Below are 20,845 nucleotides of genomic sequence, written 5' to 3'. Positions count from 1 at the left end.
GATGCCAAAAAAATCCGGAGCAAGACGGGTTGGTTGGTCTAGACGGGGCGGCTGATGCGCCGGACTGTACGCTGTCGTCTGCCAGGGCTGCCGCCTATCCGGCGTTCGCCTGATCAAGCTACAGCCCATAAAGCTTGGTAAGCTCGTCGAGAGAAACCTGATACTTTGAAAAAAGCGCACTAGCTGCCGATTTAGCCTTTTTCGGATTGGTAGTCAGCTGTATCGAGCGATAATGGCCTCTGTTTGTCTGGATTGTTAAGGGTAAAATCTCATTGAAAGGGACATCGAATAAGACGTATGGGCAGTCTATCCCTTGATACTGATCTATATAGCGTGGATCTTTATCACCCACCAGGATCAACCGATCATACTTTTTTTTGCTCGACTCCCCAAATGGCTTCGACCAGGCCCAACGCTGGGTTCCCAGCCCCCCTAACTTTCTATTTCGATCCGCGACATTTAGCCCTGAGTATTTTATTTCTAACCTGATAAGACCTGCCGCCGTTTCGACATCGTGAGCCGCGTTGTGAATGGTTATGGAACCGGTTATCCAATTTGCGACTAAAGTCTCGCCACGCATGCCTTTCGCCAAAGATTGATGCGTATCTAAAAGGGTGAGTCTCCCCTTCAGGATATGAATCTCTGCACGCAGAACCTCATTTTCTGCATGAAGTCTTGAATTTTCAGTTTCTAGTTCTAAATAGCCCATGTTTTTTTGAAACCTCCCTGTTTAGCGATCTGCTTTCTTGGAATGGTTGGAGCAGGTAGCCCGATACATAATCGCACGACTTACAGCTATTTTTAATAGGATCTTAACCACTCAGTACTCACCAGCGCTGTGCGCGCCCACGCCCAATAACCCGGGCTCTCCGGTTATCATGAATTTGGTATCGCTCATTAAGAACTCTATAGTCGGAAACGTTCGAACTCAGGAGCTTTACCGACCCATTTGCAGATGAATTACGAGTTGTTCAGCAACGCGCCGACTCTTATAAATTCCGGGTTCGATTCCACTGAAAGCCATAACTAGCTGATTTATTTATAGTTACCAGTTGGGGTACGCCGAATTTTCCACCGAAATCCAGACGCCCAGAAAACCTAGTCCCCCCGAAACATACCGTTCGTCTGGTGCCGGCACCATACAAAACAAAGCCCTCGTAGAAATACGAGGGCTTTGTTGTTTCTGGCATTCCAGAAATCCCTAGAAGCTTCCACATTGCTGCGATAAGACCAACAAAGCCTTATCTCCATCGACAGACCAAACTCTGCCCGCGCGCCTACCGTTTCACATCAGCGCAACATTGACGGGCTCTTACACCTACCTACAGTGCACCCCAACACACCCGCCAAGCCTAGGTTGACCCAGTCAGCAAGCTCAAATCGTGCGTTTTTTTTTGGTTCTTCACGGATTACCGGGATAGACGCTCTTGATCTTCATGAAAAAGAATTCGCTGTCCCGGTAACCGTACGCCATCCGTTTGATGACTTTTATTCGATTGTTGATGACTTCCAACTGGCCCGTATGCATCGGCCAGCGAACCCGGCCGACGATTCCGTACGCACGGTGCAGGTCAAATGGAATGCCACCAAAACCGTGTTGGAAGCGGATTTGAACGGCATCACCATTTTGTGGACGCCCAAAGGACCGCTAGCCATTCCGCCCATGGTCCACCCTGAGCAACGCAGTAGCGATCCCCTCATCATGGTTCACCCCATACCGGAAAACACAGACTCCGGGATTGAGGGTTATCCGGCTGGCGAGGATGTTGAGACCGACGACCGTATTCTGGTATTCCCGGCAGACACCGGCCTTAGCTCCCTGTACGTGGTGTTCGCTCGACCTATCGGCGGCGACCACAGCTATCACCCGGCTCCCAGAGGTTTGACGGCTTTCCCTGATGCGGTGCTCAGCCCCTCGAAGAGTTCAGTCAAAGGCGGCGGGCATAAACGTAAACGCTGGAAAGATCGTAAGGGCCGGATCTATGAGTGGGATTATGAGAATGGCCGGGTTGAGCTATACGACAAGCAGGGCAAGCATCTGGGAGAGTTCAACCCTGAGACGGGAGAGCGAGCAAAAGACGCCGAGCCAGGTCGAACCACGCCTAAATAAATCTTGATTGGAACCCAAAAAATGAAACATGAGATTCTTGCGTTCGACAAGCAAACCGAGCAATTAGCTTTCAGCATTGAGATCCCTGCCGATCAGATTGATAAGTTGGCAGAGGTAATGGCTTGGAGTGAGCCAGAAGATGCAATCTATGAGTACGACCTATCGCCGGAGCAGATAAGCCACCTTGAAAACATGACGGGCAGGGTATTCAGTAGTCCGGCCTATATTTTTCAGCTGTCTTGTAGTGTATGAACGAAGCCAACGGGCTGCCTGGATTCAAGCAGTAAGCATTTAGCGGCCCTGTTGGCCAAGATCCCAGGTTGCGAATCGCCCTGCCCCACGCTAGGCTGCCCACATCGCTGCAAAATCAGCGACCGGGTTTGGCGACCCGACCCAAACAATAGGCGCACAGGCGCCACCATAACGATTGCTGGCGTTTTTTTTCGCTCGTATTTTCCCGTTATGGTAGCTGTGCGCGGGAGACCTTTGGGTCTGCCGGGTTCCTATTGTCCCGGTTCGCCAACCTGCGCACAGCTGCCACCCATAATCGTTTGGCGACGGTTCGTGGCAGTTCCTCAACGATAGGAGCTAGACCATGTATAAAATTGATTCGTCAAAAATCTGTGTTCTCACGTTCTTTGTATCTATGCCGGCCTTTCTTCGAAGGCATGCAAATACTCAATTCCTCCCAACCAGCGGAGGTGCCCAATGACCAATCCCCAAGATCTGAAAACCATCGGCCTCACCCACTTCTCCTTCCACGCCAACGAACCGCTGTTTCGCGTCAACGCTGGCGTCCCGGTTATCCAGGCTCTCTACCACGCTTCCGATCTACTCCACGTTGCCAAGCTGCTCGCAACAGACGCGGCCATGGTTCGCGATACCGATCGGCATGCCTGGGCGTCGCATTTTTTGCAGGATATGAGCAAGGCGATCATTGATGATGTGGTGAAGGTGCTGGACTCGCCGATGAACAATCGCAATCAATAACGTCGTCGCGTCAATTTGAAGTGCTAAGACGTGTCGCAATTTTTCACTTTTTGCGACGCGTCTTCCGAACATTTCGCCGCGGACGACACGTTCGAAAGACGTGTTACCGAAATCGAGTTTCGGCGACATGAGCAAATCAACTGTCTAGTCCTGAAATAGGTTTACACCTGTTCAGTCTCAAAACGCCCGATGCACCGCATCGGGCGTTTTGTATTTCAAGGCCAGATGTGGCCGGGCCGCTTTGGACGACGTATTTGAACTGGTTGAAGATCTCGCGCTCGGTGCCGCCTTCGCTGGTGGAGGTGGTGAAGTCCAGGCCGTAGCCCAGTTGCCAGCTGCGTTCGTCTTCGGCGTTGAAGTCGGACCAGTCTAAAAATCGGAACGTATCAATCAGGACATACTTAGCAACAATCAATCCACCCAACCGCTCAAGAACAATTAACGAAAGTAAATAACAAGCATTACCATTCGCGCCCTTGAATTGACCACCCTCTCGGATGCACTTCGCAATGCCTGCCCCCTTTCGTCTTACGCCCATGACCCTTGGGCTTTCTGCCTTTCTGTCTGCCGGTTTTTCCTACGCAACAACGACCATTTTGCCTGCCACGTCTGTCAGCGCTGAAGCGGAAGCTGATGACCCGCGTGTCACGCAAACCAATACGGCGACCCGCACCAATACGCCGGTGCGCTACGTGCCTCAAGCGATCGATTCGATCAAGACTTCGAACGTCTCGGACTACGGCACCAACGATTTGGGCACTGCACTCAGCGGCATCCCCAACGTCAGCAGCGGCGCCGATACGCGATTTGACAGCTTGCGCATCCGTGGTTTCGACGCCAGCAACGACTTCTATCTCGATGGCATCCGCGACGACAGCCAATACGTGCGCGACTTGCACAACATCGAACGCATTGACGTTCTGAAAGGCCCGGCGGCCGTGTTGTATGGCCGTGGCAGCCAGGGCGGGATCGTCAACCGGGTGAGCAAGCTACCGGAGTTCGGTCGCCGCTCGACGATCGAAGCCCAAGGTGGCAGCGAAGATCTGCGCAGCCTGTACGCCGACCTCAGCACCGACCCTTCCGAGAACATCAGCCTGCGCCTGAACATGGGCAACATGGACGAAAACAGTTTCCGCGATGGCGTGAGCGGCAATCGTCAATTGTTCGCGCCATCGATGAGCTGGCAACTGACTCCCGACCTCAACTGGTTGGTGCAGTACGAGTACAGCCGCTACAACCGGACGCCGGATCGCGGCATTCCCGGTGTCAACGGTCGCCCGGCAGACGTAGGACGCGATACGACCTACGGCAGCGAAAACGATTTCATCGACGACAAGGCGCAATCCCTGCGCTCGAAACTCACCTATGAGTTGAGCGATAACTGGCAGCTGCGTCAGACCCTGGGCGTGTTCAAGCTCAATAGCGATTTCGACAACACCTATGTCACCGGCTACGTCCCGGCCACCAACAAAGTCACGCGCCAGCACTGGCAGCAGGACTTGTCGACCCGCAACGTTTACAACAACGTTGAGCTGGAGGGTGGCTTCGACACCTTCGGCCTGGAGCATCGCCTGCTTACTGGCATCGAAATCGGCAGCCAGCGCCGCGATCCGCTGTTGTACAACGCGGCCACCTCGGGCGCGGGGAGTTCGCCGGTACCGCCGCTGGACCTGTACAACCCCAACCGCGACTTGCTTCATACCGGGCGCATGCAGGTGTCGAGCAACTCCCACACTGAAGTCGAAAGCCGCGCCGTGTATGTGCAGGATCAATTACGCCTCAACGATCAATGGCAATTGCTCGCCGGCCTGCGCTACGACACCTTTGATATCGAGTCGACCAACAAGCTGCGGAACATTTCCGAAGACCGTGACAGCCACAGCACCAGCCCGCGCGTAGGATTGGTCTGGACGCCGCTGCAGAATCATTCCTTCTACGCCTCCTGGTCCAAGACGTTCTCGCCGGTCGGTGGCGGCCTGATCGGTATCACCCCGGGCGCAGCCGGCAACGCCAATGACTTGAGCCCCGAGTTGACCAAGCAGAAAGAAATCGGCGTGAAGAGCGACTGGCTCGACGATCGCCTGAGCACGACGCTGGCGATCTACGAACTGGAACTCTACAACCGCCGCACCAGCGACCCGAACAATCCAACCATTACCCTGCTCTCCGGCCTGCAACGCTCCCGCGGGATCGAGCTGACCGCTGCCGGTAAAATCACCGGCAACTGGTACGTGCGCGGCGGCGTGGGTCTACAGGACGCGACCATCGAGGAAGACAACAATGGCCTGGAAGGCAAGCGCATCAACAATGTGGCCAAACACAACGGCAGCCTGTTCCTGACCTGGAAACCGGAAATGGGCTGGTACGCCGAAACCGGTTTGACCCTGGTCGGTGACCGTTATGCGGACAACCTCAACACCACCGTGCTACCAGGTTACGGTCGCTGGGATGCCTTGGCCGGCTTCCGTCACAAGGATTGGGATGTGCGCGCAGCGCTGAACAACATCAGCGACAAGACGTACTACTCGTCGGCGACCAGTGCATTTCAGATCCAGCCGGGGGCACCGCGCAGCGTAGTGGTGACGGGCACCTACAGCTTCTGACCACAACACAAAACCTGTAGGAGCTGGCTTGCCAGCGAAAGCGCTGGGTCAATAACGTTGAAGTCGGTTGACACGACGCCTTCGCTGGCAAGCCAGCTCCTACGGGACTATTCAGGTAAAAAAAAACGCTGCCATCCCGGCAGCGCTTTTCTTTTATCAATCCGTTGTTGTGCTTCTTATCCTTCCATCACATCCCACAACGCATCCAGTTCCGCCTCGCTGAACAGATCAACGGGGTAGCGCTCGATCATCGTCCGGCGCGGATCAGTTTCACTGATCGGACGCGTTCCATTGGACTTGAACCAGTGCGCCATCATCTGGAGCGATTCACTGTTTACAGCCAGGGGGTGCAACGCCTTTTCGTTCACTGCATTAACTTCGGCGTTCATTTCAGCGCTCTCTCCCAGTTGTGAGCGGCTAACTTATCCAAGGTTTATGACAGAACATCGAAGCTCTCCCCTCCCCCAGTTACAACAGCACAGATACAAGAGCTGTGCCAAGGTTTCCAAAGTATGGCCAAGTGGATACAAAAAACCCGCAGCCCTTAAGGACTGCGGGTTCTGGGCATGGCCAGGAGAGGTAAATCGCTGGCTTGAGCGATCCGGTAATCCACTCAGGCTGTTACGACCTCACTCACTCCTTGTGCGGCGCGGGTTGCTGCTGGGTAAGGCAGTGAATGTTGCCGCCACCCAGTAACAGTTCACGACCCGGCACCATCACCACTTCGTGTTGCGGGAACAGGTTCTGCAAAATCTCTTTCGCCGGACCGTCCTGCGGGTCATCAAAGCTCGGGGCGATGATGCCGCCGTTGACGATCAGGAAGTTCACGTAAGAACCGGCCAGACGAACCGTAGGATTGCGTTCCTGAGTACCATCGACGGGATCGACACCGGCACATTCTTCCTCGGTTGCAAACAGCGGACCCGGAATCGGCATTTTATGCACCGTGAACGGGCGACCCTTGGCGTCGGTGCTGCTTTGCAGCACGTTCATCGCGGCCTGGCAACGCGGGTAGTTCGGATCTTGCGGATCGTCGGTCCAGGCCAGCAACACCTCACCCGGACGCACGTAGCAGCAGAAGTTATCCACATGGCCGTCGGTTTCGTCGTTGAACAAGCCGTCCGGCAACCAGATGATTTTATCCACAGCCAGATTTGCGCTCAGCACCGCTTCGATTTCCGCACGGTTCATGTGTGGATTGCGATTGCGGTTGAGCAAGCATTCTTCGGTGGTGATCAGCGTGCCTTCGCCATCGACGTGAATCGAACCGCCTTCGAGCACGAAGCCTTCGGTGCGATAGCGCTGGCTGCGTTCGATTTCAAGGATCTTGCCGCCGACCTGCGAGTCACGGTTCCACGGCGAATACAGACCGCCGTCGAAACCGCCCCAGGCATTGAAATCCCAGTTCACACCACGGACTTCGCCCGTGTTGTTGATGACGAACGTCGGGCCGGAGTCGCGAACCCAGGCGTCGTCGCTGGACATTTCCACGACACGGATATTCGGCACGTCCAGACGTGCGCGAGCGTTTTCGTACTGGCCAGCGGAAACTCCCACGGTCACAGGTTCGAAACGCGCGATGGCCTTGGCCACTGCCACGTGGGCGGCCTGCGCCGGTTTGCCACCCAGACGCCAGTTATCCGGGCGCTCGGGCCAGATCATCCAGGCCTGGGTTTGAGGTGCCCATTCGGCTGGCATGTAGAAACCGTCGGCGCGAGGGGAGCTGTTCAACGTGGTCATGGCTCAGGACTCCAGAGTGGCATTGATGCCTGACAGAAATGGAAAGCGCATTGGGACACGCCGTGGACTATGGCGACTTTATATCCGATAAATATCGGCTTTTAAAGCGTTACCCGTCAGAATTGTCTCAAAGCATGTATTGAAAGCCGATAACAATCGGATTAACACCCCCATCCCTGTAGGAGCGAGCTTGCTCGCGATGAGGCCATGTCAGTCACAGATTTGTCGACTGAAAAACCGCCATCGCGAGCAGGCTCGCTCCTACAGGGGGAAAAGTTTACAGCTCCTCTTCGAGCACCTTCGACAGCATGTCCACGAAGAAATCCACGCTTTGGCGCGAGGTGACCATCGGCGGTTTGATCTTCAACACGTTCAGGAAATCACCGGTCGGTTGCATGAAGATCCCGAGCTCACGCAGGCGATCACACAGCGCCGTGGTCTCTTCGGTGGCCGGTTCCAGGGTTTCGCGGTTGCGGATCAACTCGACGCCCAGATAAAAACCGGACCCGTGCACCGCGCCCACCAACGGATGAATATCGATCAGTGCTTCGAGGCGCGCCTTGAAATGCCCGCCGACGATTTGCGCGTTCTCCCAGAGTTTTTCTTCCTCCATCACATCCAGCACGGCCATGCCGACCTGGCAGCTGACCGGACTGCCACCAGCGGACGAGAAGAAGTAACCCTCGGCCTCCAGTGCTTCAGCGATTTCCCGGCGAGTGATCACCGCACCCAACGGCTGGCCGTTGCCCATGCCCTTGGCCATGGTGATGATGTCCGGCACCACACCCTGCTCTTCGAAGCCCCAGAAGAAATGACCCATGCGCCCGTAGCCGACTTGCACCTCGTCGGCAATGCACACGCCACCTTGCGCACGCACCCTTGCATAAACCTGTTTCAAGTAACCCGGCGGCAGCGAGATACCGCCTGCATTGCCGTACACCGGTTCGCAGATGAAACCGGCCAGTTGGCGTTTTTGCTCGGCGACTTTTGCCAGGTTGTGTTCGACGCTGCGCACGTAGTCCGGTGCACTGTTCGGGCCGCGGAATTCGCCGCGATACGTGTTCGGCGCGATCACCGGATGCACCCAGTCCGGACGGCTGCTCAAGGCCTTGGGGTTGTCGGCAATCGAGGTCGACACCGCGTCCGCGCCTACCGTCCAGCCGTGATAGGCCTCCAGCACGCTGAGCATGTCGCGACCACCGCTGTAGGCCCACGCCAGACGAATCGCCAGGTCATTGGCTTCGCTACCGCTGTTGACCAGGAAAACCCGGTCCATGCCCTCGGGCGACAGTTTCAGCAAACGCTCGGAAAACTCGGCCACCGCGGCGTAGTTGAAACGCGAGTTGGTGTTGAGCAGCGACCACTGACGACTGGCGACCGCCGCCATGCGCGGGTGTCCGTGACCCAGCACCGCGACGTTGTTGAGCATGTCGAGGTAGGAGCGGCCCTGCATGTCGATCAAATGATTGCGCCAGCCGCGTTCGATGCGCGGCGGGTCGACGTAGTAGTGTTTTTGCGTGCGGGCAAAACTGGCGTCACGCCGCGCCAGCAAGGTCTTTGCGTCGAGCTCATCTTCGGCGTCACACGCCAGCCCCAGCAGCGACGCCGGTGACGGACACAAGGCATGCCAGGCGGCCGCCCGCGATGGCGTACAGAACAGCGGCGCATTGATCGACGCCCCTCGGCACAACTGCACAATCAACGGGCCGCTGACCGAACCCAGCACCTGGCCTTTGACCAAGGCTGCGCCGCTGTGCAGCGATGGCGTCACACCCCACAGCCGCACACTCAGTTGCGGGCCGTCCAGTTGCAGCACGCCGGTCGACAGTTGGTGCACCACGCCGGCAAACGGCGATTCGACCGCCGAGCCCTGGGGGACACGCAATTCGACATGCAACGGGAAAGTCTCTGGCTCAGTCGCGACGTCCGGCCGGGTCCGTGACAAACGGTACTGCCCGTAGCGACTGGCCGCCAGCCCATGAGCTGCAACGGCTTCATCCAGCAGGCGCTGATCGACGCCTTCCTGCTCCCAGTTGCCGGCCTCGAAATGCGGGCTCAACACCCCCAGATCGATCAAGGCAAACTCACGCCCCACCAGGTTCGGCAACAGCGGCGCGAAACCTTCACTGCCAATAACCGGCAGCGTCTGGCCAACCGAAGAGAGAATCGCTGCTTCCATCAACGCCAGTGGCACCGATGTGGCGACGCGGAAAATTTCCCACTCGTGGATCAGATTGTCGCGGCTGTAGGTGTTGCCCGGGTCGATGCTGACTTGCTGCTCACCGCTGAGCACCAGCACCGCCGCACGAGCGACGATCAGTGGCCAGAGCGCCAGCAGTTCTTCGTGCTGAAGCGGGTTGACCGCGTGGTAAGCCTGGATCGCCGGCAAAATGCAGAACGGATCGCCTTCACCGTGATGCAGCAGCGCGGCGCAGGTCACCGACAAATCGGTGATTCGCCAGGTGCGCACCAGATCGCCGAAATCGATCACGCCTTGCAGTTGCCAGTGACGCAGCGCATCGCGCTGCCACACCACGTTGTCGTCGGTGATGTCCATGTGGATGGCCTGCACCGGCAGCTTGTCTTCCAGTGGCTGCAAATGGCGCTCGGCTTGTTCGGACGCTTCGACGATCAGCCGACGCTGGGCTTCATCCTTGATGACCGGCAGCAGGTGCGCGATCAAGGCGTGTGCGTGGCGAGCGTCCCATTGCAGCGTCCGCACCAGGCCAGGGTGATCGAAGTCCGCCAGCGCCAGGTCCATCTCGCCACACAGGCGACCGAAACCCGCCACCACTGCCGGGTTGAAATACTTGAGGCTCGTCAGGGGCTGGCCTTCGATGTACTCCAGCAAACGGACATGCACCACCTGGTCGCCAACGTCCAGGGAAAGCAGGTCCGCGCCGCTTTTCGCCGGGATCACGCGCGGCACCTGCACATCGGGGTGCTCGCCCAAATGCTTGAGCCCCGCGTGCTGGGCCTGAAGCTCCAGTACCGAATAGTCGCCACGGCAGATTTTCAGGACGAAACGCCCCCGGTCGCTGTCGACGCGGAAGTTCAGATCCTGCTGGCTACCCAGGGCCTGCAACTTTCCGCTAAAGCCGTAATGTTCCTCAAGCAGCTCAAGCGCCTGCTCCGCAGACACCTGCGGGCTGGGCAAACTGGCGCGATGAATCAACGTGGCGAGCGGCATACAACGACCCCTGAAAATTTATTAGGCGCTTATATCGCCACCGCTTCGGGCGATACGCAACCCCCCACGGTCCGTACTGAGCGTTTGCAGGGCCGTTTTCTCGCGCAGACGGTGCCCGCAAGCCTAGGCATAATGCGCCTGTACCCACAGGCGCTCGATGCTCATGACTCCGACCCTTCCCCCCAGACCCCGTTGGCGCAGCCTGGCCCTGCTGGCACTGTGCCTGGCACCGCTGCTCTGGCCGTTGCAGCATCTGGCGGAGCGCTACTACCGCAGCGAATTGGCCAGTCAGAACCGTCAGACCCTCGACCTCTACGTCGCCAACCTGCTGGGCACCCTGCACCGCTATGAAGTGTTGCCGCAGATCCTCGGCGACCTGCCGGCCCTGCGCGCCGTGCTCGGTGCACCGGACGACGGCGTCACCCAGGGCAACGCCAACCGCCTGTTGAAGAACATCAGCGCCCAGACCGGTGCCGAAGTCATGTACCTGATGGACGCCAGCGGTAAAACCCTGGCCGCCTCCAATTGGGACAAACACGACAGTTTCGTCGGGCGCAATTTTTCTTTCCGGCCGTACTTCAGCGAAGCCATGGCCGGGCGGCTCGGGCGGTTTTTCGGTTTGGGCACCACCTCCGCCAAGCGCGGTTATTTCTTCGCGGCGGGCGTGCGCGATGGCGAGAAAATCGTCGGCGTGTTGGTGGTCAAGGTAGACCTGGACCACACCGAAAGCCTGTGGGGTAAAACCCCGGAACAGCTGCTGCTGACGGACCATAACGGCGTGGTGATTCTGACGTCACGCCCGGAGTGGCGATTCCGCTCGACGCGCCCGTTGAGCGAAGCAGAAAACAAAGCCATCACCGCGATCCAGCCTTATCCAACCCGCGACCCGAAGCCGCTGGAGCTCAATCCAGATGCCTGGCTGACTCAAACCCAACCCATCGCCGAAACGGGCTGGAACGTCAGCATTCTCGCCCCGCGTACCTTGATCGACCGGCCGGTACGCACGGTGGTCGCCATCGGCGGCGCAGCGCTGCTGGTTGCGATGTTGCTGCTTGGCCTGATGATGCAGCGCCGTCGCCATTACCTCGAACGCATCGCCTTCGAAGCCAAGGCCCGCCGCGAACTGGAAGGCCGGGTCGCCGAGCGCACCAGCGACCTCGAAGGCCTCAACCGTCGCCTGAAACAGGAAGTGCTGGAGCGCGAACAGGCTCAGCAGGAACTGGTCCGCGCCCAGGATGATCTGGTGCAGGCCGGCAAACTGTCGGCGCTGGGGACCATGTCGGCGAGCATCAGCCACGAACTCAATCAGCCACTGGCCGCCATCCGCAGTTACGCGGAAAACGCCGAAGTGCTGCTGGACCACCAGCGCACCGATGACGCCCGTGGCAACCTCAAGCTGATCAGCGAATTGACCGGGCGCATGGCCTCGATCATTGCCCATTTGCGCGCCTTTGCCCGGCGCGATCGCCACGCTCCGGAAAGTGTCGCCCTGCAACCGGCGCTGGACGATGCGCTGGCCTTGCTGGCCAAACGCCGACGCAGCATGGAAGTCGAATTGATCCGCGACTTGCCCGCTGCCACTCTGTGGGTCGAGGCCGGGGAAACCCGTCTGCGCCAGGTGCTCGGCAATCTGCTGGCCAACGCTCTGGACGCACTGACCGAAAAAGGTCCGCCGCGCAAACTCTGGCTGAGTGCCCAATCCACGCCCGAAGGCGTCAACCTGTACATTCGCGACAACGGCCCCGGCTTTTGCATGGAAGCCCTTGGTCGCGCCAGCGAGCCCTTCTACACCACCAAGACCCGTACTCAGGGGCTTGGATTGGGCCTGGCGATTTGCGAGACCCTGATGCGCGCCTTCGGCGGTGAACTGTCGTTCGCCAACCACAAGGAAGGCGGCGCACTGATTACCCTGAAGCTACGCGCAGGCGCGCCGGGTGTGAGCCTGCAACCGTCCGAGGACCGAAGTGCATGACCATCGACAACCGTATCCAGGTCGTGTTGATCGACGACGATCCCCATCTGCGCCAGGCCCTGAGCCAGACGCTGGATCTGGCCGGCCTGAAAATTCTGCCGCTGGCCGAAGCCAAAGGTTTGGCCGGGCAGCTTGAGCGCGACTGGCCGGGCGTGGTGGTGAGCGATATCCGCATGCCGGGGATGGACGGTCTCGAACTGCTGACTGAACTTCATGCCCAGGATCCCGACCTGCCGGTGTTGCTGATCACTGGTCACGGTGACGTGCCGCTGGCAGTGCAGGCCATGCGCGCCGGGGCTTACGACTTTCTGGAAAAACCCTTCGCCAGCGACGCTCTGCTCGACAGCGTGCGCCGTGCCCTGGCCCTGCGCCGACTGGTGCTGGACAACCGCAGCCTGCGGCTGGCCCTGAGTGATCGCAATGAGTTGAGCACGCGTCTGGTCGGGCAATCCGCCTCAATGTTGCGCCTGCGCGAGCAAATCGGCGCACTCGCGGCGACCAAGGCTGATGTGCTGATCCTCGGCGAAACCGGGGCCGGTAAAGAAGTCGTGGCCCGAGCGCTGCACGACTTGTCCAACCGGCGCAACGGTCCGTTCGTAGCGATCAACGCCGGGGCGCTGGCCGAGTCCGTGGTCGAAAGCGAGCTGTTCGGTCACGAGCCCGGCGCCTTTACCGGCGCGCAAAAACGCCGCATCGGCAAGTTCGAGTTCGCCAATGGCGGTACGCTGTTCCTGGATGAAATCGAAAGCATGAGCCTGGATGTTCAGGTGAAGTTGCTGCGCTTGCTGCAAGAACGCGTGGTCGAGCGCTTGGGTGGCAATCAACTGATCCCGCTCGACATCCGTATCATCGCCGCGACCAAGGAAGACCTGCGCCAGGCTGCCGATCAGGGTCGCTTCCGCGCCGACTTGTATTACCGCCTGAACGTCGCACCGCTGCGCATTCCGCCGCTGCGTGAGCGGGGTGAAGATGCGTTGGTGATGTTCCAGCATTTTGCCGATGAGGCCAGCGCCCGCCACGGCTTGCCACCCCATGAACTGCAACCCGGTCAGCGTGCGCTGTTGCTGCGCCACACCTGGCCCGGCAATGTTCGCGAACTGCAAAATGCCGCTGAACGTTTTGCCCTGGGTCTGGAATTGGCGCTGGACAACACTGAGCCGCAGAGTGGTCTCGGCACAGCGATAGACGTCGTCAGTGGCGGGTTGAGCGAGCAAGTGGAAAACTTCGAAAAAACCCTGATTGCTGCTGAACTGGCACGTTCCCACAGCTCAGTGCGCAGCGTCGCCGAAGCCCTCGGCATTCCGCGCAAGACCCTGCACGACAAACTGCGCAAGCACGGCTTGAGTTTCGCCGACAGTGGCGCAAGTCCCCAACCCGACGACCTCGATTGAGTGGCCGTCCAGTCATCCATTTCAAACAAGAGGTCATTGAATGAGCCGCGACAGTCGTCAACTCGAATCCGTCCTGCATCACGACATTCCCCTCACCCGGGAGATGGGCCTCACGGTGCTCGACTGGCATGACCAGCAACTGCGCCTGCGCTTGCCGTTGGAGGCCAACGTCAACCACAAGAGCACCATGTTTGGCGGCAGCCTGTATTGCGGCGCCGTCCTGGCCGGTTGGGGCTGGTTGCACCTGCGTCTGAAAGAAGAAGGCATTACGGACGGGCACATCGTGATTCAGGAAGGGCAGATCAGCTACCCGCTACCGGTGACGGGCGATGCCAACGCCATTTGCCAGGCGCCGGACCCGGTCGTGTGGAAGAAGTTTTTGACCACCTTCCAGCGATACAGCCGAGCGCGGTTGACGTTGAACACGCGGGTGGTGAATGAGGGCAGTGATGAGGTGGCGGTGAGGTTTGTCGGGCAGTACGTGATGCACCGTTAAGCGCCACTACCTCTGTAGGAGCCGGCTTGCTGGCGAATGATGCAACGCGGTGTGCCTGACACACCGCTTCGCCGGCAAGCCAGCTCCTACAGGATCGCGAGCGCCAGCAACTGCTCCCGCCATGCCGCCTTCGCCGGCAAGGCCAGGAAGAATCCATTCAACAGCGACTCCCGCGCCGGATAGCAGAACGGTTCGCCGCTCAGATCCAGCACTTCCCCGCCCGCCCCTTCCAGCACGCCTTGTGCGGCAGCGGTATCCCACTGCGAAGTCGGTGCCAGGCGTGGATAGCAATCCGCCGCGCCTTCGGCCAACAGGCAGAATTTCAGCGAGCTGCCGATATTCGCCAATTGCAATTCGCCAAGGCTGGCGCTCAACCCGGCCAGCAAACGCTCCTGCTCCGGGCTGGAGTGACGACGACTGGCAACCACAGTGAACGCTTCGCCAGGCGCTAAAACATCACGCACCTGAATCGCCACTGGCGTGCCGCCCTTGTCACCTCGCCACGCACCGAGCCCGGCGCCGCCGACGTAAAAACGACCGTTGGTCGGCATCGAGACCACGCCGAACACCACGCGACCGTTTTCAACCAGGGCAATGTTGACGGTGAATTCTTCGCTGCCGCTGATGAATTCCTTGGTGCCATCCAGCGGGTCGACCAACCACCAGCGCTGCCATCCGGCGCGAACGCTTTGGGGGATGTTGGCGTCCTCTTCCGACAGCACCGGGATGCTCGGGTCGAGTGCGGTCAGGCCCGCGAGAATCAGGTGGTGGGCTGCCAGATCCGCCGCGGTCACCGGGGAGTCATCCGACTTGGCGGTGACGGCCGTGCCCGTGCGCCAGAACGGCAGGATCGCATCGCCCGCCTGCAACGCCAGCTCAACAATCGGCGCCATCAATGGATGAGAAAAGTTCGTCACTGAAACGCTCCACGCTGGGTCAAGAGGTCACGGGCCAGGTACAGCGCCGCCAAGGCGCGGCCTTCGGTAAATTGCGGATTCTGCGCCAAGGCCGACAACTCGCGCAGGTTGACCTTGCTCACGCCCATCGGCTCGGGCTCATCACCCTCCAGGCGCTCTTCGTACAGATCGGTGGCCAACACCACTTGAATTTTCTGGCTCATGTAGCCGGGGGACAATGACAACTCGGTCAAGTGCTCAAGCTGACGCGCGCCGAAACCGGCCTCTTCCTTGAGTTCACGTTCAGCCGCCGCCAGCACGTCTTCGCCCGGCTCGATCAAGCCCTTGGGCAGGGACATCTCATATTCATCGGTACCGCCGCAGTATTCCTCGACCAATACCGCATGTTCGGCATCCAGCATCGCCACGATCATCACTGCGCCGTACCCGGCCCCCTTGCCGACAAGGCGCTCATACGTGCGCTCCACGCCGTTGGAAAAGCGCAGTTTCAGCTCTTCCACGCAGAACAATCGACTGGTGGCGACAATTTCGCGGGCGAGTATGGTGGGTTTCTGGCGCATGCAAAGCTCCTTGGCGTGAACGCGGTACTATAACGCGGCTTTCCCGATTGTTTACGCCAGAAATCTTTCTACCGCCCGAGAAGTTGCCATGCCTTCACTACCCTGGTCCGACATCGATACCGTTCTGCTGGACATGGACGGCACGTTGCTGGACCTGCATTTCGATAACCATTTCTGGCTCGAACATTTGCCCCAACGCTATGCAGAGTTGCACGGCGTCAGCCGGGCCATGGCTGAACTGGAGTTGCAGCCGTTGTTCGAACGCAATGCCGGCCAGTTGCAGTGGTACTGCCTGGATTTCTGGAGTGCCGAACTGAAATTACCCGTGCGCGACCTGAAACTGGAAACCGCCCATCTGATCGCCCTGCGCCCGGACGCAGACATTTTTCTCGCCGCGATCAAGCAGGCCGGCAAACGCGTGGTGCTGATCACCAACGCCCATCGTGATTCGCTGTCGTTGAAGCTGGAAAAAATCGAGCTGGCACCGTACTTCGAGCGCCTGATCAGCTCCCACGATTACGGCTTCCCCAAAGAAAACCCGCAGTTCTGGGACGCCTTGCAAGCCGACATCGATTTCGACCCGGCGCGCAGCCTGTTTATCGACGACACCCTGCCGATTCTGCGCAGTGCACGGGATTTTGGTGTGGCGCATTTGCTGGCCGTACGCGAACCCGACAGCCGCAAAGGGCCGAAGGACACCGCAGAGTTTGCGGCGGTTGAGGATTATCGGGATTTGATTGCAGGGCTGTAGACCTGACACGGTCAATGTGGCGAGGGAGCTTGCTCCCGCTCGGCTGCGCAGCAGTCGCCATTCAGCTGATGCGATCTATCAGAGAGAACGCATTAACCAAATTGGGAGTACTTCGCACTCCAGCGGGAGCAAGCTCCCTCGCCACAGGCTTTGTGTTACTCGGGAATTCGCAGTGTCTGCCCCGGATAAATCTTGTCCGGGTGCGACAGCATCGGCTTGTTGGCCTCGAAGATTTTGTTGTACTGGTTGGCATTGCCATACACGCTCAGGGAAATCGCGCTGAGGGTGTCGCCTTTTTTCACCACCACAAAACGCGCGGCAGCGACCACCGGTCCTGTCACAGTGATCTGATCATCCACACTGCCAACCCCGGCAATGTTGCCCAATGCCAGCAGGATCTTTTCTTTCTCTTCCTGACTCGCGACTTCACCGGTCACGGTGACTTTGTCGCCGTCGACCGTCGCCTGTACATTCGGATTACCCAGGCCAACCTTGCTGATGTGTTCCTTCAACTGCTCACTGGCATTGGCATTGCCCGGCGTCAGTAGATCAATAAGCTTCTCGCCTGCTTCTTTGATAAAGCTGAAAAGACTCATGTTTCACTCTCCTTGGGTTTGGGTTCCAGACATCAAAGCCTAGACCACAGTCGCCCTTTGCGAATTCAACCCGACCAATGACGCCGCTTCCCGCCTGGAGCGAAGATCGACATCCAGCATGCTCGCGCAAGCCTGTTTCGCGATTTATCCGCAATCGCTGGCCGAGCTTGATCGAGCGCATCTATCGGTAGATCAGTAATAGCGATTAGACGCGACATGTTGTCACGCCTAGTCTTAAAGCTGATCAAACCGTCGGTGATGCCATGAACACCAAGCGCCCTGCCTGCGCGGCGCCTGCCCTCGAAACGCCCGCGCCCGCCGCAAGCCAGACATACAGCTACAGCAATCTTGAGTACTCGGAATCGGCCAGCACCGCGCTGGCCGAAGAAGTGGCGCTGGCCATTGCCTTCAACGGCATCAGCCAGGCGGTCATGCTGGTGACGCCCACAGATCTGGAAGACTTCATTGTCGGCTTCAGCCTGGGCAGCGGCATCATCGAGGACGCCACGGACATTTATGACCTGCAACTCAGTGGCTCGGGGTCGGCGCAATACGCGCAAGTGACCATCGCCAATCGCGCCTTCTGGAACCTCAAGCAACAGCGTCGGCAACTGGCCGGCACCAGCGGTTGCGGGTTGTGCGGCGTGGAGGCGGTCGAGCAGGCATTGCCGGACCTGAAAGTTTTACCCGGCGCGCCGCTGCCACCCGCCGAATGGCTCGACGGACTGCGCCAGCGCATTGGAGCGTTCCAGCCGCTGGGCCAGCATTGCGGTGCAGTGCATGCGGCGGTGTTCATGAATGACCAGGGCGAGTTGCTGCTGGGCCGTGAAGACATCGGTCGGCACAACGCCCTCGACAAATTGATCGGCGGCCTGATCCGACAAAAGATCCCGACCGCTGGCGGGCTGGCGATCGTCACCAGCCGTTGCAGCCTCGAACTGATCCAGAAAGTCCTGCGTGCCGGCATTCAAACGCTGGTCAGCCTGTCGGCCCCCACCGGCCTTGCCGTGCAATGGGCCCGGCGCCACAACCTCAATCTCATTCACCTGCCGCAAAAGAATGCGCCGCGGGTCTACAGCCCCGCGATGGAGAACCAAGCGTGAGTCAACACCGCCAAGCCGACCAGAAACCCGTCCCTCGCTACAAGCCCTACAGAGGTCCGGCCGGTGGCTGGGGTGCGCTGATCAGTGTGGCCCAGGCCTGGATGACCAGCGACAACGCGCTGAAAAATCTCCGCATAATGCTCAAGACCAACCAGAACGGTGGCTTCGACTGCCCCGGTTGCGCCTGGGGCGATTCGCCGGAAAAGGGCATGGTGATGTTCTGCGAGAACGGCGCCAAAGCGGTGAACTGGGAAGCGACCAAACGCCGTGTCGATGGCAAGTTCTTCGCCAAACACAGCGTCACCTCATTGCTGGAACAAAGCGACTATTGGCTCGAATATCAAGGTCGCCTGACCGAGCCAATGAGCTACGACGCCGAAACCGATCGCTACAAGCCAATCAGTTGGGACGACGCCTTCGCCCTGATCGCCAAACACTTGAACGGCTTGGCGAGCCCCAATCAGGCCGAGTTCTACACCTCGGGCCGCGCCAGCAACGAAGCGGCTTTTTTGTACCAGCTGTTCGTACGCGCCTACGGCACCAACAACTTCCCTGACTGCTCGAACATGTGTCACGAAGCCAGCGGTGTCGCGTTGGCGCAGAGCGTTGGCGTCGGCAAAGGCACCGTGACCTTCGACGACTTTGAAGACGCCGATGCAATCTTCGTCTGGGGCCAGAACCCCGGCACCAACCACCCGCGGATGCTCGAACCCTTGCGTGAAGCGGTGAATCGCGGCGCGCAAGTGGTGTGCATCAATCCGCTGAAGGAGCGCGGGCTGGAGCGCTTCCAGCATCCGCAGCATCCGATCGAAATGCTCACCAACCGCGACAAGCCGACCAACACCGCCTTCTTCCGCCCGGCACTCGGCGGCGACATGGCGATCATGCGCGGCATGGCGAAATTCCTTCTGCTGTGGGAACGCGACGCGCAAAAGACCGGCGCCCCGGCGGTGTTCGATCACGACTTCCTCAATGAACACAGCGTCAACGTGCTGGATTATCTGGCGACCATCGATGACACCCCGTGGGAACAGATCATCGAGCAATCCGGCCTGACCCTCGAGGAGATCGAGCAAGCGGCGCGCATGTATGCCAAGGGCAAGAACGTCATCATGTGCTGGGCCATGGGCATCACTCAGCATCGTCATTCGGTGGCGACCATTCAGGAAATCGCCAACCTGATGCTGCTGCGCGGCAACATCGGCCGACCGGGTGCCGGCCTGTGTCCGGTGCGAGGCCACAGCAACGTGCAGGGCGACCGGACCATGGGCATCAATGAGCGCCCGCCAGCGGCGTTTCTCGACGCGCTGGAGCATCGCTTCCAGTTCAAGGTACCGCGCGCCCACGGTCACAACGTGGTCGAGGCCATTCACGCCATGGCCGAAGGCCGGGCAAAAGTCTTCATCGGCCTGGGCGGCAACTTTGCCCAAGCCACCCCGGACAGCCCACGGACCTTCCAGGCGCTGCAAAACTGCGACCTGACCGTGCAGATCAGCACCAAGCTCAACCGCAGCCACCTGACCCACGGCAAAGACGCGCTGATCCTGCCGTGCCTGGGCCGGACTGACATCGATATCCAGTTCGAAGGCCCGCAAGCGGTGACCGTCGAAGACTCCTTCAGCATGGTCCACGCCTCCAACGGCCAGTTGCAGCCGCTGTCGAACCAGATGCGCTCGGAGCCGGCGATCCTCGCCGGGATCGCTGCTGCGACGCTGGGCAGCCATCCGGTGGACTGGAACTGGCTGGTGGCCGACTACGGCCGCATCCGCGACCTGATCGCCGACACCCTCCCCAACTTCAAAGACTTCAACGAGAAGATCAAGCACCCGGGCGGTTTCTACCTCGGCAACAGCGCCGGTGCGCGCAAATGGAACACCGCGTCGGGCCGGGCCACTTTCAAACCCAACAGGTTGCCCAAGGATCTGGTCCACGAGCGCACCCGCGCCACCGGCGTGCTGCCGGACCTGATCATGCAATCGATGCGTTCCCACGATCAGTACAACACCACGATCTATGGCCTTAATGACCGATATCGCGGCGTGAAGGGACAACGCGATGTATTGTTCGTCAACGAAGCCGACATCATCCGCCTGGGCTTCAAGCCTGGTCAGAAGGCCGACATCGTTTCGATCTGGGACGATGGCGTCGAGCGCCGGGTGAAAGGCTTCACGCTGCTGGCATTCGACATCCCGGCCGGGCAAGCGGCGGCGTACTATCCGGAAGTGAACCCGTTGGTGCCACTGGAAAGCATCGGTGATGGTAGCCATACACCGACGTCGAAGTTCGTGGCGATCCGCCTGGAGGCGGCGAGTGACTCGGGGTTGATTATGGCCCGGTCGGCGTAACGCAAAATCAAAAAATCGCAGCCTTCGGCAATCCCTGTAGGAGCTGCCAAAGGCTGCGATCTTTTAAATTCTTGATGGGCC

At 59.2% G+C, this 20,845-nt stretch carries 17 protein-coding genes and 2 pseudogenes; 10 read left to right on the top strand and 9 right to left on the bottom strand.

The genetic code is table 11. The features are described 5' to 3' along the window. Positions 1-118: 118 nt before the first annotated feature. Both CKW19_RS13310 and CKW19_RS13305 read right to left on the bottom strand, forming a co-directional pair. On the bottom strand, positions 119-709 hold the full coding sequence (locus CKW19_RS13310; protein WP_095058256.1) for a hypothetical protein: 591 nt from the start codon (positions 707-709) through the stop codon (positions 119-121). Positions 710-1,402: 693 nt separating this feature from the next. After that, a pseudogene (locus CKW19_RS13305) lies at positions 1,403-1,555 on the bottom strand (transposase); the annotation flags it as partial. On the opposite strand from CKW19_RS13305, the gene CKW19_RS13300 reads away from it, so the two are divergent. From CKW19_RS13300 to CKW19_RS13285, 3 genes are all read left to right on the top strand, one after another. Then, the gene (locus tag CKW19_RS13300; protein ID WP_095058255.1) at positions 1,523-2,110 is read left to right on the top strand and encodes a colicin E3/pyocin S6 family cytotoxin; all 588 of its coding nucleotides are present in this window, start codon (positions 1,523-1,525) and stop codon (positions 2,108-2,110) included. The pseudogene CKW19_RS13305 and the gene CKW19_RS13300 overlap by 33 nt on opposite strands. A 21-nt stretch (positions 2,111-2,131) precedes the next feature. Then, entirely contained in the window at positions 2,132-2,362 is a 231-nt protein-coding gene (locus tag CKW19_RS13295; RefSeq protein WP_095058254.1) for a hypothetical protein, read from the top strand. A 456-nt stretch (positions 2,363-2,818) separates the two neighbouring features. After that, positions 2,819-3,100, top strand: a complete 282-nt coding sequence (locus CKW19_RS13285) for a DUF3077 domain-containing protein (protein ID WP_095058253.1) — start codon at positions 2,819-2,821, stop codon at positions 3,098-3,100. A gap of 229 nt (positions 3,101-3,329) precedes the next feature. Here the strand turns inward: CKW19_RS13285 and CKW19_RS13280 are convergent. Next, positions 3,330-3,467 (bottom strand): annotated as a pseudogene (locus CKW19_RS13280) (outer membrane porin, OprD family); the annotation flags it as partial. A 142-nt stretch (positions 3,468-3,609) separates the two neighbouring features. Here CKW19_RS13280 and CKW19_RS13275 point away from each other — a divergent pair. Next, entirely contained in the window at positions 3,610-5,703 is a 2,094-nt protein-coding gene (locus CKW19_RS13275; protein ID WP_095058330.1) for a TonB-dependent siderophore receptor, read from the top strand. A gap of 176 nt (positions 5,704-5,879) precedes the next feature. Here the strand turns inward: CKW19_RS13275 and CKW19_RS13270 are convergent, their stop codons facing one another. The 3 genes from CKW19_RS13270 to CKW19_RS13260 all read right to left on the bottom strand — a co-directional run bounded on the left by CKW19_RS13270 (position 5,880) and on the right by CKW19_RS13260 (position 10,633). Beyond that, the gene (locus CKW19_RS13270) at positions 5,880-6,092 is read right to left on the bottom strand and encodes a hypothetical protein (RefSeq protein ID WP_095058252.1); all 213 of its coding nucleotides are present in this window, start codon (positions 6,090-6,092) and stop codon (positions 5,880-5,882) included. A 244-nt stretch (positions 6,093-6,336) separates the two neighbouring features. After that, positions 6,337-7,443 (bottom strand): agmatine deiminase, encoded by a 1,107-nt coding sequence (gene aguA / locus CKW19_RS13265; protein WP_095058251.1) that lies wholly within the window; start codon positions 7,441-7,443, stop codon positions 6,337-6,339. A 277-nt stretch (positions 7,444-7,720) separates the two neighbouring features. Continuing rightward, positions 7,721-10,633, bottom strand: coding sequence for an aminotransferase (locus tag CKW19_RS13260; protein WP_095058250.1), 2,913 nt, complete (start codon positions 10,631-10,633; stop codon positions 7,721-7,723). Positions 10,634-10,796: 163 nt separating this feature from the next. Here CKW19_RS13260 and CKW19_RS13255 point away from each other — a divergent pair, with 163 nt between their 5' ends. From CKW19_RS13255 to CKW19_RS13245, 3 genes are read left to right on the top strand one after another with little or no spacing between them, the layout of a single operon-like run. Continuing rightward, positions 10,797-12,605 (top strand): ATP-binding protein, encoded by a 1,809-nt coding sequence (locus CKW19_RS13255; protein ID WP_095058329.1) that lies wholly within the window; start codon positions 10,797-10,799, stop codon positions 12,603-12,605. Then, positions 12,602-13,996, top strand: coding sequence for a sigma-54 dependent transcriptional regulator (locus tag CKW19_RS13250; RefSeq protein ID WP_095058249.1), 1,395 nt, complete (start codon positions 12,602-12,604; stop codon positions 13,994-13,996). Before CKW19_RS13255 ends, CKW19_RS13250 begins: the two co-directional genes overlap by 4 nt. Before the next feature lie 40 nt (positions 13,997-14,036). Continuing rightward, a complete protein-coding gene (locus CKW19_RS13245; RefSeq protein ID WP_095058248.1) occupies positions 14,037-14,492 on the top strand; it encodes a YiiD C-terminal domain-containing protein in 456 nt (151 codons plus the stop codon). Between the two features lie 86 nt (positions 14,493-14,578). On the opposite strand, the gene cysQ is transcribed toward CKW19_RS13245, so the two are convergent. Then, positions 14,579-15,385: a 3'(2'),5'-bisphosphate nucleotidase CysQ gene (gene cysQ, locus CKW19_RS13240; protein ID WP_095058247.1), complete on the bottom strand. Its 807-nt coding sequence runs from the start codon at positions 15,383-15,385 to the stop codon at positions 14,579-14,581. Between the two features lie 20 nt (positions 15,386-15,405). After that, complete coding sequence (nudE, locus tag CKW19_RS13235) at positions 15,406-15,969, bottom strand: ADP compounds hydrolase NudE (RefSeq protein ID WP_095058246.1); 564 nt, start codon at positions 15,967-15,969, stop codon at positions 15,406-15,408. A gap of 88 nt (positions 15,970-16,057) precedes the next feature. Here nudE and yrfG point away from each other — a divergent pair, with 88 nt between their 5' ends. After that, complete coding sequence (gene yrfG / locus CKW19_RS13230; protein ID WP_095058245.1) at positions 16,058-16,720, top strand: GMP/IMP nucleotidase; 663 nt, start codon at positions 16,058-16,060, stop codon at positions 16,718-16,720. Between the two features lie 155 nt (positions 16,721-16,875). Here yrfG and lysM read toward each other — a convergent pair whose 3' ends face one another. Further along, positions 16,876-17,316: a peptidoglycan-binding protein LysM gene (gene lysM / locus CKW19_RS13225; RefSeq protein ID WP_095058244.1), complete on the bottom strand. Its 441-nt coding sequence runs from the start codon at positions 17,314-17,316 to the stop codon at positions 16,876-16,878. Between the two features lie 263 nt (positions 17,317-17,579). On the opposite strand from lysM, the gene fdhD reads away from it, so the two are divergent. Together fdhD and CKW19_RS13215 are read left to right on the top strand one after the other, a co-directional pair. Next, complete coding sequence (fdhD, locus tag CKW19_RS13220) at positions 17,580-18,419, top strand: formate dehydrogenase accessory sulfurtransferase FdhD (RefSeq protein WP_095058243.1); 840 nt, start codon at positions 17,580-17,582, stop codon at positions 18,417-18,419. After that, positions 18,416-20,764 (top strand): FdhF/YdeP family oxidoreductase, encoded by a 2,349-nt coding sequence (locus CKW19_RS13215; RefSeq protein WP_095058242.1) that lies wholly within the window; start codon positions 18,416-18,418, stop codon positions 20,762-20,764. Before fdhD ends, CKW19_RS13215 begins: the two co-directional genes overlap by 4 nt. Positions 20,765-20,845: the final 81 nt, after the last annotated feature.

The sequence above is a fragment of the Pseudomonas sp. Irchel s3f7 genome (assembly GCF_900187615.1).
In the GTDB taxonomy this organism is placed as follows: Bacteria; Pseudomonadota; Gammaproteobacteria; order Pseudomonadales; family Pseudomonadaceae; genus Aquipseudomonas.
This window is presented reverse-complemented; position numbering and strand designations above follow the sequence as displayed.

Bases quoted from the DNA above. Each gene is read 5' to 3' on its own strand.
- CKW19_RS13310 (WP_095058256.1), bottom strand. From the start codon at position 709: ATGGGCTATTTAGAACTAGAAACTGAAAATTCAAGACTTCATGCAGAA.
- CKW19_RS13300 (WP_095058255.1), top strand. From the start codon at position 1,523: ATGCATCGGCCAGCGAACCCGGCCGACGATTCCGTACGCACGGTGCAG.
- CKW19_RS13295 (WP_095058254.1), top strand. From the start codon at position 2,132: ATGAAACATGAGATTCTTGCGTTCGACAAGCAAACCGAGCAATTAGCT.
- CKW19_RS13285 (WP_095058253.1), top strand. From the start codon at position 2,819: ATGACCAATCCCCAAGATCTGAAAACCATCGGCCTCACCCACTTCTCC.
- CKW19_RS13275 (WP_095058330.1), top strand. From the start codon at position 3,610: ATGCCTGCCCCCTTTCGTCTTACGCCCATGACCCTTGGGCTTTCTGCC.
- CKW19_RS13270 (WP_095058252.1), bottom strand. From the start codon at position 6,092: ATGAACGCCGAAGTTAATGCAGTGAACGAAAAGGCGTTGCACCCCCTG.
- aguA (WP_095058251.1), bottom strand. From the start codon at position 7,443: ATGACCACGTTGAACAGCTCCCCTCGCGCCGACGGTTTCTACATGCCA.
- CKW19_RS13260 (WP_095058250.1), bottom strand. From the start codon at position 10,633: ATGCCGCTCGCCACGTTGATTCATCGCGCCAGTTTGCCCAGCCCGCAG.
- CKW19_RS13255 (WP_095058329.1), top strand. From the start codon at position 10,797: ATGACTCCGACCCTTCCCCCCAGACCCCGTTGGCGCAGCCTGGCCCTG.
- CKW19_RS13250 (WP_095058249.1), top strand. From the start codon at position 12,602: ATGACCATCGACAACCGTATCCAGGTCGTGTTGATCGACGACGATCCC.
- CKW19_RS13245 (WP_095058248.1), top strand. From the start codon at position 14,037: ATGAGCCGCGACAGTCGTCAACTCGAATCCGTCCTGCATCACGACATT.
- cysQ (WP_095058247.1), bottom strand. From the start codon at position 15,385: ATGGCGCCGATTGTTGAGCTGGCGTTGCAGGCGGGCGATGCGATCCTG.
- nudE (WP_095058246.1), bottom strand. From the start codon at position 15,969: ATGCGCCAGAAACCCACCATACTCGCCCGCGAAATTGTCGCCACCAGT.
- yrfG (WP_095058245.1), top strand. From the start codon at position 16,058: ATGCCTTCACTACCCTGGTCCGACATCGATACCGTTCTGCTGGACATG.
- lysM (WP_095058244.1), bottom strand. From the start codon at position 17,316: ATGAGTCTTTTCAGCTTTATCAAAGAAGCAGGCGAGAAGCTTATTGAT.
- fdhD (WP_095058243.1), top strand. From the start codon at position 17,580: ATGAACACCAAGCGCCCTGCCTGCGCGGCGCCTGCCCTCGAAACGCCC.